The following is a 13,050-nucleotide window of genomic DNA, read 5'->3' as shown; positions in this document are numbered from 1 at the left end:
ATGAGAACATTAAACAGTAATCAATCCACAGGAACCTTTCAGAACTCAAAAACATCTACTTGGAACACCAAAAGACGTTTTAAAAACTAATTCCATTAGAATTTCATCAATCTGCCAAGAATTACGATTGGCTCTAAATTAAATTTACAATGAAAACTTTATCCAAAATAATCGACTCTTCATGTACTCAAAATGACGATTTGGAAACGATTAGAACTCAACCTTCATCAATTTTACTGGCGCCCTAATCAAGCGCCAGTATTTAGTGGCATCAATTTTGTGATTTCGTTAACATATCCTTAAAACTTCACACTATGAGACATTCACAAAAATCTGCGCCACAGGTCAATGCCGGCTCCATGGCAGACATTGCCTTTTTATTATTGATTTTCTTTTTGGTAACCACTACGATTTCTGCTGACAAGGGCATTAACAGGAAACTTCCTCCCAATTGTCCACCAGGAACCGACTGTTCCATAGAAATCAACGAACGTAACATTTTAAGAATTGTATTAAATTCGAAAAATGAATTGATGGTGGACAATGAACGCATTGAAATTGAAGATTTGAAAGCTGTCACTAAATTATTTTTGGATAATAACGGTAATGGCTCTTGCACCTATTGCAACGGAACATCCTTAGCATTATTTTCTGACCATCCTGAGGATGCGGTAGTATCGTTGTCCACGAGCGAAGACTCTAATTATGCAACCTTTATTGCCGTTCAGGACGAACTCTCCAAAGCATATTATGAACTAAGGGAGGTTTACGGCTATGCTGTTTTTGGGAAATCTCCAGATAAATTAAATGCTGCTGAAATTAAAGAAATCAAACAAGCGTATCCATTTATACTTTCGGAGACAAACACAAAATAAATCATAGTTGTCCGATAAAGAATCAAGATGCTTCCACAAGCTCAGCAATTCTCGCTTCGCTTCTAGAGTAAACCTGCCGGCAGGCAGGGAACAAAGACTTGATTGTAAATAATTGACAAACACCTATTGTTTAAACTAAAATTGCCCAATCGTCTTTAATAGAAATAGTTTCTAAAAAGTAAGCTGTCAATTTTGAAAATCTCGTAAAATCCTTTGTTTTAAATGGGTTTATTATCTTTTTTACCGAATACTAATAAAATTAAGTAGAAAAAACACGAATTTGTCTGCAGGGACGGGCAGGTTCGTGTTCACCAATTGTCACTCCTCTTTTGGCAACCTGAATTCGATACACACCTTTCTCCTTCCCCACTTTCTCGCGGCTTCAATATCTTCTCCCATGTAAATATCGATATGGTTACGCCATTTAAAGTGCATTTTATCTTTTACCAAATAAACACCATCAAAACCTTCAATAACGACAGGCGTGTTATGTTTTAATCCTTTACGCAGTAAATCTTGAGAGACGGCGATATACTTCATACCTGGTTTTAAGCTATCACCAAATGCCGTAATATTAGGGTTTCCACTTGTTTGTCTAACCGTAGAATTGTAAGCAGACGCCGTTACAGTAACGGAATCCCAAACATGTTCAGACTCCTCTTTTTGTTCTTCAGAACAGCTCATGGCTAAGAGTATCAAAAATAGAAATCGGATTTGCATAAAATAAATATACAACATAAATACAATTTTGTAACTTGGGGCTTTTAAAATTTAACACACCTTCCATGAAAAAAACTATTCTTTCCCTAAGTCTCATCGCGCTTTTTATGAGCTGTAAAAACGAGAAAAAACAAATGACAGTAACTGATGATCCAACACAAGACTCCATTGCACTTGTAGAACGCGCAAAAGCGATCCATGAACGTGTCATAACACTTGACACACATTGTGACATTGATGTCAAAAACTTCACTAAGGATCTCAACTACACCCAAGATCTTGATTCGCAAGTCACCTTGCCAAAAATGGATGCTGGAGGTTTGGATGTGGCTTGGTTTATTGTTTACACAGGTCAAGATGAATTAAATAATGCTGGCTTTAAAAAAGCCCATGAAACGGCCATGTCTAAATTTGATGCCATCCATAAATTGGTCGAGGAAATCGCACCAGAACAGATCGAACTGGCTTTAACTTCAGATGATGTGCGACGTATTGTGAAATCTGGCAAAAAAGTCGCTATGATCGGTATTGAAAATGGCTACCCAGTTGGAAAGGATGTTTCTAACGTTGAGAAATTCTATAATTTAGGCGGACGTTATATGTCTTTGGCCCATAATGGCCATAGCCAATTGAGTGATAGTAATACTGGCGAAGCGGATTCCATTTGGTTACATAATGGATTGAGTGATTTAGGTAAAAAAGTGATCAAAGAAATGAATCGTTTGGGGATGATGGTCGATGTGTCACATCCAAGCAAAGAAGCAATGAGAGATATGATTGAACTGTCTGAGGCGCCAATTATCGCCTCCCACTCTTCAGCCAGAGCTTTATGTGACCATAGTCGGAATTTAGATGATGAGCAATTGGAATGGTTGAAAAAGAACAATGGCGTAGCACAAGCGGTTGCTTTTCCAGCGTATCTGAATACAGAGAAATCTGAAAAACGTGCTGCTTTCAAAAAGGAGGTTGCATTAACAGTTATGGATAGCATGAATGTTGCTTACTTAGATTGGAGCGCTGTTCGAGAGCTGAAAGCAGATGAGCGCGAGGCTTATTTTGAAGTCTTGCAAAAAGTGAATCCTATAGTAGAAGCAAAATTAAAAACCATGAAAAACGTTCCAGCAGCGGTGAATGTTTCAGATTTTGTAGATCACATTGATTATATGGTAGATAAAATCGGGATCGAACATGTTGGAATCAGTAGTGACTTTGACGGCGGCGGCGGAATTGAAGGTTGGAATGATGCTTCAGAAACCTTCAACGTTACTTTAGAACTTGTAAAACGTGGTTACACTGAAGAGCAGATTGGTTTGCTTTGGAGCGGGAATTTACTACGAGTATTGGATGATGTTCAAGCTGTGGCAAAAAAGTTACAGAGTTAAGAACATACAGTTTATATAAAAAAAGTCCGCATGTTGCGGACTTTTTGCTTTTTAAATAAGTGAAAATTTATTCTTTTTCAATTCCTATAAGTTGAAGCACTTTTTCAGAATCTGCTTCAGAAACAAAAATTTGAATCTCTCCAAAAATTCCTGCATAAGAAGAATCCATTTTATTCACCTCTTGATACTCTATCCCTTCATTTTCCAGAATGTTTTTAATTTCCATGACCCTAACTTGGGAACTGCCTGAATATATTTTGATGTCGCTCATAATCTCTTGTTTTTAAAAATTGACGTTATCTCTGTAAGTTAATCAAAAAAAATAATATTAAGAAGATAAAACGATCTCAAACGAGCGTTTGTTTGATGCATAACATGTCAAGAGTAAAACTGTTGGTGAAAAACACCATCAACCGCATTAATAATAGAAATATAAAAATTATTTGAAAAGAACATTTGCTTAATTCATACCAATTTCCTAAAATAACTGCTGGATAAAAACACCAACAGCGCCTTTACCTATACTATGATAAAATCTGCTAAACACATGCGGGATCGCAATATCTATCGGGATATGGCTTGAAAACTAATATTCCAAAACCTCTCTCAATGCCGATTCAAATTTTCCTTTCGCCAAATACTGTTCTTCCAATTGGTTGATAAATGGGATAGGCGTTTCCATACTAGCCACCCGTTTGACAGGTGCGTCCAAATATTCAAAGCAATTTTCCATGATCAAGGCACTCAAATCGCTGGCAATTCCACCAAACATGGAATCTTCCTGTAGAATGATGGCGCGTCCAGTTTTCTTAACCGATTTGTAAATGGCTTCGGTATCTAAAGGTTGTAAAGTTCTTAAATCGATGAGATCAGCAGAAACATCTTCATTGTTTGACAAGGTGTCTAAAGCCCAATGCACCCCAGCACCATAAGTTATAATAGTGATTGCTTCACCTTCTTTTAAGAGTGATGCTTTTCCAAAAGGAATAGTATAGTAGTCTGTTGGTACATCTTGTCGGATGCTTCTATATAACGCTTTGTGCTCAAAATACATCACCGGATTTGGATCATTGATGGCGGTTGCCAACAAACCTTTGGCATCATAAGGAAATGCAGGGTAAACCACTTTTAATCCCGGAGTTTTTGTAAACCAAGCTTCATTGGTCTGCGAATGGAACGGCCCTGCGGCAACACCAGCGCCACATGGCATCCTGATGACCACATCGGCAATTTCATTCCAACGGTAATGTGATTTTGCCAAATAATTGACAATCGGATTAAATCCTGAACTCACAAAATCAGCAAATTGCATTTCCATCACCGCTTTCATACCAGCAATAGACAGTCCCATAGCTGTTTCCACTATGGCCGATTCACAAATAGGCGTATTGCGCACACGTTCGTTTCCAAACTCTTCCACAAAGCCTTCTGTAATTTTAAACACGCCACCATATTCGGCAATATCCTGCCCCATAATAACGAGATCTCTATGCCGTTGCATACTCTGTCTTAACCCCTGGGAAATGGCATCAATAAACCGAATGTTCTCTGGTTTTGATTTCGGCTCAACATGCTGATATTCAAAATGCCTGTAAACATCACCTAATTCAACACTTTCATCGGCAACTATCGCTTCCTCTGCGCCGGCAACTTGTAAAGCCTCGTCAATTTCGGTCTTAAAAGCCTGACGTAACTCTTCATCTTTAGCAGCAGTAAGCACCCCTATGTTGAGAAGGTAGTTTCTATAATTTGTAATTGGATCTTTAACTTCCCATTCTGCCATTAATTCATTTGGCACATATTTAGTACCACTTGCTTCCTCGTGGCCACGCATTCTAAATGTCTTAAACTCAATTAAAATAGGACGCGGACGTTTGCGTATGCTTTCGGCAAGCTTCAACACTTTACCATAGACCTCAAGAATATTATTGCCATCAAAAATAAAGGAATCGATGCCATAACCCTTGCCTCTATCGGCTAAATCCTTACAGTAATATTGTTCTGAAGTTGGTGTTGATAAGCCATAGCCATTATTTTCAATGCAAAAAATGACCGGCAATTGCCAAACAGCAGCGACGTTTAAGGCTTCATGGAAATCGCCTTCGCTGGTCCCTCCTTCTCCTGTAAAAACTGCCGTAACCTGACCTTTGTTTTTCAATTTACTGGCCAATGCTATTCCATCGGCCACGCCCAATTGCGGACCTAAATGTGAAATCATCCCAACAATATGATAATCTTGGGTCCCAAAATGGAACGAACGATCGCGCCCTTTTGTAAACCCATTGGCTTTTCCTTGCCATTGACTAAACAATCGGTGCAAAGGAATCTCGCGGGTTGTAAAAACACCGAGGTTACGATGCATTGGCAGGATGTATTCGTTGGTTTGCAACGCCATAGTCACGCCAACAGAAATGGCTTCTTGCCCAATACCAGAAAACCATTTGGAAACTTTGCCTTGACGTATGAGAATGAGCATTTTTTCTTCAATCAATCTTGGCTTCAACATATTCTTATAAAGTTGAAGAAGTATCCTATCATCAAGATTTTTCCTATCGTAATTTATATGGCTCTTTGCAGATGTCAACATAAGGTTCAAGTTTTAAAGTTCAAATGTAAATAAAAATAGAGAGATTGACTCTAAACCCCCAATCTTTTAGCGTAATAAAGCAACTACATTTAACACTATTTTCGTTACTTTTGTAATAAAGGCAATTAAATCTAATAACTTATATAAATATGAATGTGATACCAAGTGTTAATCTTCAGGATTTTGTTTCTGGTGATCCTGCTAGAAAGCAAAAATTCATTGATGAAATAGGCAAAGCTTATGAAGAGATCGGTTTTGTTGCTCTTAAAGGCCATTTTTTAGATGATAAATTAGTAGGTGATCTTTATAGTGAAGTCAAGAATTTCTTTTCGTTACCTGTAGAAACCAAACGGAAATATGAAATCCCTGGTATTGCTGGGCAACGTGGTTATGTGTCTTTTGGAAAAGAAAGTGCAAAGGGACAAAAACAAGGCGATTTAAAGGAGTTCTGGCATTTTGGGCAATATGTAGAAGATGATCCTGTCCGAGCCAAAGAATATCCAGAAAACGTTACGGTTACTGAACTACCAAGATTCAACGAAGTAGGAAAGGAAGCTTATGCTATGCTCGAAAAAACAGCAAAATATGTGCTTAGGGCTTTGGCACTTCATTTAGGTTTGGAAGAAACTTATTTTGACAATTACATTCATAATGGCAACTCTATTTTAAGACCTATCCATTATCCACCAATTTACGAAGAACCTAAAGAAGCTGTTCGCGCAGCGGCTCATGGCGACATTAATTTGATCACCCTGTTAATGGGCGCTCAAGGACGCGGGTTACAAGTTCAGAATCATAAAGGGGAATGGCTTGATGCCATTGCCGCACCCGACGAATTGATGATCAATGTTGGCGACATGCTTTCACGTCACACCAATAATAAATTAAAATCAACAATCCACCGTGTCGTCAATCCTCCAAAAGAATTATGGGGAACCTCACGTTATTCCATTCCGTTTTTTATGCATCCCATTAGTGAGATGAAATTGGATGTTTTAGAAAGTTGTGTTGATGAGGACAACCCGAAGCAATTTGAAAATATTACGGCTGGTGAGTTTTTACATGAGCGTTTAATAGAATTAGGATTGATTAAGAAATAGTCGGAAGTTGGCAGTTTTCATTTGGCAATCATGCAACTGAAGACTAAAAACTAAGGACTGAAGACTAAAAAAATGGATTTACAAGACCAACTCAAAAAGTTGTTCCCAGAACACACCCCTGAAGAAACACCTGAAGTTGCATCCTCTAATATTTGGTTGCAGGACGATCCCATTATTTGTAAATACGAAAAGCGAAAAGGTAAACCTATCACCATTATTGAAGGTTATACGGGCGCTACGGAAGATTTCAAGATACTGGCAAAGGAACTTAAAACAAAACTGAGTGTTGGCGGAAGCTTTAAAGGCGATAAAATAATTATTCAAGGCGATTATAGAGTTAAAATTATGGAAATCTTAAAAGAAAAAGGATTTACAGTAAAACGTGTGGGAGGCTAATGGGATTCGGAGTTTTACACATTACCAACGGCAATAATCTGACAGATTATTTGAACGAACTGAAGATTGAAGGTGATTTTTTGACCTGGCAAGAAATGCTTTGTGAAGGTCCGACAACAGAAGCGATTGAAACTGAAGAGTTTTTCAATCTCCGGAAAGAATTTTTATCGGATTTTTATGATATTGAAATCGCAGAGGCTGAACTTCTCAGTGAATTGGACGTTTTAAACCATACAGATCAGTTTGAAGAAATTGTATTATGGTTTGAATACGATTTGTTCTGTCATATCAATTTAATGGCCATTATCAACCTTTTAAAACAGAAGAAAATTGAAATCCCACTCTATTTGGTATGTAGCGGCCGCGTCAAAGGTGAGAAAGACCTTAAAGCTTTGGCCGATTTAAAACCTGATCAACTACGCAAGGAATATGAAAATAAAATTAAGCTTTCCGGGAAGGACATTGAATTGATGAGTTCGTTATGGCGGATCTATTGTGGTCAAGATCACAATCTCTTTAAACCATTTATTGTTCAGAAATCGTCATTTCCGTATTTAAGCAATTGCCTAAAGGCACATTTAGAACGATTTCCTGATTCTAAAACAGGGCTTTCAACTTTAGAAACCCATACGCTTCACATGATTTTAGATCAAAAAATAACTTCAAAACGCCATTTAATGGGATACCTCCTAAATTTTCAAGGCTATTATGGATTTGCTGATCTACAGATTGAAAGAATGATTGATCGTCTTGAACTATTTTATATTGAAGAAGAAAACCAAATTGTTCTCAACCGAAAAGGACATGATGCCTTGGCCCAAAAAGGCAACTTCTCAAAAGAACTGGCGTCGAAAATGACTTATGGAGGCGTCAAAAAAATTGATTTTCAGTTCAGCAAAATTGAAAATAAACTCATAAAATCAAACTAATGTCTATAAAAGCATCAGAACTTATTCTCAATCCAGATGGCAGTGTCTATCACCTTAATTTAAGGCCAGGAAATCTTGCTAAAACTATAATTACTGTTGGTGACCCTGACCGTGTGGACAGTGTGACCCAACATTTTGATCATATTGAGTTTCAAACAAGAAAAAGAGAATTTCACACCCAAACCGGGACTTATAAAGGTAAACGGATCACGGTCATTTCAACAGGGATTGGAACCGACAATATTGATATTGTATTCAATGAATTGGATGCTCTGGTAAATATCGATTTAGAAAAACGCAAAATCAAAGACCAACTCACTTCTTTGGAAATCATAAGGATTGGAACTTCGGGCTCCATTCAAAAGGAAATCCCCTTAGATTCTTTTCTAATAAGTGATTACGCGGCAGGGTTTGACAGTTTATTGCATTTTTATAAAAGTGAACACATTCAACATCATGAGATTTCTGAAGCCTTAGTAAAACATACCAAATGGAGTCCGTTAAAATCAAGGCCCTATATTGTAAGATGTTGTGAAGCCTTGTTCAATAAATTCAGTTCAGACAAAACTGTGAGAGGTTTTACAGCTACCAATGTTGGTTTTTATGGACCTCAAGGCCGCGTTTTAAGGCTTCCCCTACAGGATGACGACCTTAACGATAAATTGGCCAGTTTTGATTATAATAATATGCCCATTACCAATTTAGAGATGGAAACTGCGGGAATATATGGCCTATCCGCACTTTTGGGCCACAAAGCCTTATCTATGAATGCCATTATTGCCAATAGGGCGACTGGCGAATTCAGTAAGGATCCAACAACCCTGGTTAATAATTTAATAGCATATACATTAGGCAAATTGGTAGAATAGTTTGAAGAATATCCTGAAATTCAATTCATAATTTAAGTTAACAAACTCCACCCCAATGCAACTGGGATTGTGGGCTAAATAAAGACGATTTTCAATGACGACAGTAAAAATTGGTGGTGTACCTGAACATTTTAATCTTGCTTGGTATTTAACATTGAAAAATGGTGAATATAAGGAGGAGAATATTAATCTGCGTTGGGAAGATTATCCTGGTGGTACTGGCGCCATGAGCGAAGCGCTTAGGTTAGGAACTATTGATATGGCCGTAATTTTGACCGAGGGAATTGTCAAGGATATTGCTGAAGGAAACCCAAGTAAAATCGTTCAGGTCTTTGTAGAAACGCCACTTATATGGGGGATTCATGTAGCGGAAGGCTCTGAATTTAAATCCATTGACGACTTAAAAGGAAAACGCTGTGCGATTAGCAGATATGGTTCGGGGTCACACCTAATGGCTTACATTAATGCTGAAAATCATGATTGGGATCTGGACACAGATCTTAAATTTGAAGTCATACAGGATTTAGATGGTGCCGTTAAAGCCTTGAGCAATGGCGAGGCCGATTATTTTATGTGGGAAAAGTTTATGACCAAACCCATTGTAGATGCAGGTGTTTTTAGGCACATTGGCAATTGTCCTACGCCATGGCCTTGTTTTGTCATTGCTGTAAGAACTGAATTTTTAGAAGCCAATGAGAATATCGTTAAAATTATTTTGGAAATTATAAATAATACAACGGTCGATTTTAAGGAGATCCCAAGTATTGACAGAATGATTGCCAACAGGTATGAACTGCAGTTGGAAGACGTCCAGGAGTGGCTTTCTTTAACAGAATGGTCGCAAAGTAATTTGGATGAGGCTACTGTAAAAAAGGTGCAAGAGAAACTCATAAGGCTTGATATCCTTTCAGAACAAAAACCTTATCGTAAGATTGTCAAAGACATATGATATCACCTTTATGATTTTAACCTTTTATTAAGTTTTTGTTGATTGGCCATGAATTTGTTCCAAAATTAGTTACATTTGTAGTCCAAATCGTCATAATTCCCCTGACATAATTTAATATATACGATTATGATCATTATTCTAATCCTTGCTTCTTTAATTGTTTTAAATTTTCTCCTGCTTATATTCAGTTGTAATAAAACATCCAAAAAGGAAGTTGTTGACTTGAAGTCTATTAAGGGATCTACGGGAGTTGCCAAACAATTGGAGACGCACCAACTTGCTCCAACTGGGAGTTAACCTGACTAAAGCATTTATTGCCAAACCAATACCCTCTGTTCGCGCTTAATGGCGACGGATGTCCTGAGGTGATAATGGTATGTTTGGAAGTATCAATTAATTTCGCTTTTTCCTTGGCGAAACCTCCCCAAAGTAAAAAAATTACGTTTCTTTTTTGATCGTTTATTGTTTTAATAACCTGATCTGTAAAAACTTCCCAACCTTGTTTTTGATGACTTCCTGCTACTCCTGCCCTTACAGTTAAAGTTGCATTAAGTAAAAGAACGCCTTGTTTTGCCCAGGGTTCTAAATTTCCTGAGATGGGATACGTTTTGCCCAAATCGTGTTCTAATTCTTTAAAAATGTTTCTGAGCGAAGGTGGATGCGCCATCCCTTCGTTCACTGAAAAGCATAAACCGTTGGCCTGACCGACACCATGATAAGGATCTTGACCAATAATGACCACCTTAACATCATTAAATGAACACCAATTAAAAGCATTGTATATATTTTCTATTTTCGGGTAACAGGTTTGGGTGGCATACTCATGTTTGACAAATGTCATTAAATCCTTGAAATAAGGTTTCTTAAACTCTGATTGCAGTGGCTTTTCCCAGCTCGAATGTATCCTGATGTCCATGATTATTTTTCTGTTTTCGATAAAAATAAGACGATTTTCGGGATGTGATAAATTTAGTCTCCCAAAACTTTAAAATTCCTTAAATTTGAACTCAATTAAAGATGCCCTACAAAGAATGCATATTCAAGATAAAACCTTAAAAGATATTGAATTTTATACCGTCCTAAACCAGATGGCGGAACACTGTATGACTCATTTGGGGACTGAAAAGGCATTAAAGATTATTCCATTCAGCAAAAGGGAAGAGGTATTGCAAGCCTTATCGCTCACCAATGACTATTTAGGGTCTTTTGAAAATGACAATCGCATTCCAAATCACGGATTCGAGCCCATCACCAAAGAAATTCAATTTTTAAAAATTGAAAATTCATTCTTGGAAACTAGCAGTTTTAAAAAAATCAAAGCCATTTCCATCTCAAGCAATGAAATCATCAATTTTCTGAAAAAGTTTAAGGAATACTACCCTAATCTTTTTGAGTTCTCTTCAACAATCCCTGTTACAAATGAATTGATTCATGAAATAGATGCCATCATCGATCGTTTTGGTGATGTCAAGGATAATGCGTCAGAAGAACTTTTTAAACTCCGGCAAGAGATCAATAATATCAGGGGCAAGATCAACCAAAGTTTTATTTCGGCATTGAATTCCTACAGCGCCATGGATTATTTGGATGATATCAGAGAATCTGTGGTTGAAAACAAACGTGTTTTGGCAGTCAAAGCCATGTATCGACGCAAAGTAAAAGGTGCCATTTTGGGAGGGAGTAAAACGGGAAGTATTGTTTACATAGAACCTGAAGCAACCTTTAGATATACTCGAGAACTCAATAATTTAGTATTTGAAGAAACAGAAGAAGTCAATAGAATACTAAAACAGCTCACCAATTTTACGAGACCGTTTCGTGAATTGCTAAAGGATTATCAATCCTTCTTAACCGATGTGGATGTGATTTTTGCCAAAGCGAAATATGCACAATCCATCAATGCTCTTTTACCGGAAATTACTGAAAATAAAGACTATGTTCTGAGAGATGCCATCCATCCCTTGCTTTGTATTTCTAATCAAAAGAAAAATATAAAAACCTTTCCACAGTCTATAGAATTACATCCTGAAAATAGGATTATTGTGATTTCGGGTCCAAATGCAGGTGGTAAAAGCATCACCTTAAAGACAGTAGGCTTATTGCAAGTCATGCTTCAAAGCGGACTTTTAATTCCTGTACATGAGCGGAGTAAAATCTGTTTATTTGATCGAATATTAACCGATATCGGTGATAATCAATCGATAGAAAACCATTTGAGCACGTATAGCTACCGATTGAAACAGATGAATTACTTCCTAAAGAAGTGTAATGGCAACACGCTTTTCCTGATTGACGAATTTGGAACGGGAAGCGATCCGGAATTGGGAGGCGCCTTGGCCGAAACCTTTCTGGAAGAATTTTACCATAGAGAAGCTTACGGAATTATTACTACCCACTACTCCAACCTCAAAGTTTTGGCCAACGAATTGCCTTTTATGCAAAACGCCAATATGATGTTTGACGAAAAAAGCCTCGAACCGATGTTTAAACTTGCATTGGGTCAAGCTGGAAGTTCCTTTACCTTTGAAGTGGCTCAAAAAAACGGGATTCCCTACAGTTTGATCAATCGCGCAAAAAAGAAAATAGAACGCGGAAAAGTAAGATTTGATGCCACTATTGCTAAACTTCAAAAAGAACGTTCCAAATTAGAAAAAACGGAACGCTCTCTAAAAGTCAATGAACAGAAAAAATTGAACGAAGCCGAGAAGTTGGAAGAAATCAATGAGAAAATACAAAAGAAATTGGAAAGCTATCAAGAGCTCTATGACAGCAATCAACGTCTGATTTATTTAGGACAAAAAATGAATGATCTCGCCGAACGTTATTTTGATAACAATCAAAAACGTGAATTGATGTCGGAATTGTTCAAAGTGGTTCAAATTGAAAATTCTAAACGACAGAAGGTTTCAGCCAAAGTAAAAAAGGTTCAAAAAGCCAAAGAACAAAAAGTCATTAAGGAAGCCGAAAAAACAGTAGAAGTCATTCGTCAGAAAAAGAAAGCCGCCAAGAAAAAAGTGGAGGCTGCACCAAAAGCCACTCCAAATTTTAAAATTGGCGATCGGGTCAGGCTACAGGACGGAAGAGCTGTTGGAAGCATTGATAAACTTGAAAAAAATAAGGCGGTAATCAATTACGGGATGTTTACAACTAATGTGAGTGTGGAACAGTTGGAATTAGTGGAAGCGGTTAAGAAATAAGTGGGCAGGCTTCAGTGTTCAGTATTCAGTTGGGAGGTTGCAGTAT

General features: G+C 37.5%; 12 protein-coding genes. 8 read left to right on the top strand and 4 right to left on the bottom strand.

The genetic code is table 11. The annotated features are described in order from the left end of the window. Positions 1–314 precede the first annotated feature (314 nt). The gene (locus tag ESZ48_RS04650; RefSeq protein WP_129016165.1) at positions 315–875 is read left to right on the top strand and encodes an ExbD/TolR family protein; all 561 of its coding nucleotides are present in this window, start codon (positions 315–317) and stop codon (positions 873–875) included. Positions 876–1,193: 318 nt separating this feature from the next. Here ESZ48_RS04650 and ESZ48_RS04645 read toward each other — a convergent pair whose 3' ends face one another. After that, entirely contained in the window at positions 1,194–1,613 is a 420-nt protein-coding gene (locus tag ESZ48_RS04645; protein WP_223266359.1) for a 3D domain-containing protein, read from the bottom strand. 47 nt (positions 1,614–1,660) lie between these two features. On the opposite strand from ESZ48_RS04645, the gene ESZ48_RS04640 reads away from it, so the two are divergent. Further along, entirely contained in the window at positions 1,661–2,977 is a 1,317-nt protein-coding gene (locus ESZ48_RS04640; protein WP_129016164.1) for a dipeptidase, read from the top strand. 67 nt (positions 2,978–3,044) lie between these two features. Here the strand turns inward: ESZ48_RS04640 and ESZ48_RS04635 are convergent, their stop codons facing one another. After that, positions 3,045–3,248, bottom strand: a complete 204-nt coding sequence (locus tag ESZ48_RS04635; protein WP_129016163.1) for a putative signal transducing protein — start codon at positions 3,246–3,248, stop codon at positions 3,045–3,047. Between the two features lie 315 nt (positions 3,249–3,563). Continuing rightward, on the bottom strand, positions 3,564–5,564 hold the full coding sequence (locus ESZ48_RS04630) for an alpha-ketoacid dehydrogenase subunit alpha/beta (protein WP_129016162.1): 2,001 nt from the start codon (positions 5,562–5,564) through the stop codon (positions 3,564–3,566). Between the two features lie 149 nt (positions 5,565–5,713). Here ESZ48_RS04630 and ESZ48_RS04625 point away from each other — a divergent pair, with 149 nt between their 5' ends. The 5 genes from ESZ48_RS04625 (at position 5,714) to ESZ48_RS04605 (ending at position 9,807) form a co-directional block, all read left to right on the top strand. Continuing rightward, a complete protein-coding gene (locus ESZ48_RS04625) occupies positions 5,714–6,664 on the top strand; it encodes an isopenicillin N synthase family dioxygenase (protein WP_129016161.1) in 951 nt (316 codons plus the stop codon). Between the two features lie 72 nt (positions 6,665–6,736). Further along, complete coding sequence (locus ESZ48_RS04620; RefSeq protein WP_129016160.1) at positions 6,737–7,060, top strand: translation initiation factor; 324 nt, start codon at positions 6,737–6,739, stop codon at positions 7,058–7,060. After that, positions 7,060–7,989 carry a DUF1835 domain-containing protein gene (locus ESZ48_RS04615; protein ID WP_129016159.1) on the top strand — a complete coding sequence of 310 codons (930 nt, stop codon included), beginning with the start codon at positions 7,060–7,062 and terminating at the stop codon, positions 7,987–7,989. Before ESZ48_RS04620 ends, ESZ48_RS04615 begins: the two co-directional genes overlap by 1 nt. Continuing rightward, positions 7,989–8,858, top strand: a complete 870-nt coding sequence (locus ESZ48_RS04610; protein ID WP_129016158.1) for a nucleoside phosphorylase — start codon at positions 7,989–7,991, stop codon at positions 8,856–8,858. The genes ESZ48_RS04615 and ESZ48_RS04610 overlap by 1 nt, the downstream gene beginning before the upstream one ends. A 94-nt stretch (positions 8,859–8,952) precedes the next feature. After that, the gene (locus ESZ48_RS04605; protein ID WP_129016157.1) at positions 8,953–9,807 is read left to right on the top strand and encodes a substrate-binding domain-containing protein; all 855 of its coding nucleotides are present in this window, start codon (positions 8,953–8,955) and stop codon (positions 9,805–9,807) included. A 241-nt stretch (positions 9,808–10,048) separates the two neighbouring features. Here ESZ48_RS04605 and ESZ48_RS04600 read toward each other — a convergent pair whose 3' ends face one another. Then, positions 10,049–10,723 (bottom strand): uracil-DNA glycosylase, encoded by a 675-nt coding sequence (locus ESZ48_RS04600; protein WP_129016156.1) that lies wholly within the window; start codon positions 10,721–10,723, stop codon positions 10,049–10,051. A gap of 115 nt (positions 10,724–10,838) precedes the next feature. Here ESZ48_RS04600 and ESZ48_RS04595 point away from each other — a divergent pair, with 115 nt between their 5' ends. Then, a complete protein-coding gene (locus ESZ48_RS04595) occupies positions 10,839–13,004 on the top strand; it encodes an endonuclease MutS2 (protein WP_129016519.1) in 2,166 nt (721 codons plus the stop codon). The last annotated feature ends 46 nt before the right edge of the window (positions 13,005–13,050 follow it).

The sequence above is a fragment of the Gelidibacter gilvus genome (assembly GCF_004115975.1).
GTDB classification, from domain to species: domain Bacteria; phylum Bacteroidota; class Bacteroidia; order Flavobacteriales; family Flavobacteriaceae; genus Gelidibacter; species Gelidibacter gilvus.
The sequence above is the reverse complement of the archived record's forward strand: the minus strand, read 5'-3'. Positions and strand labels throughout refer to the sequence as shown.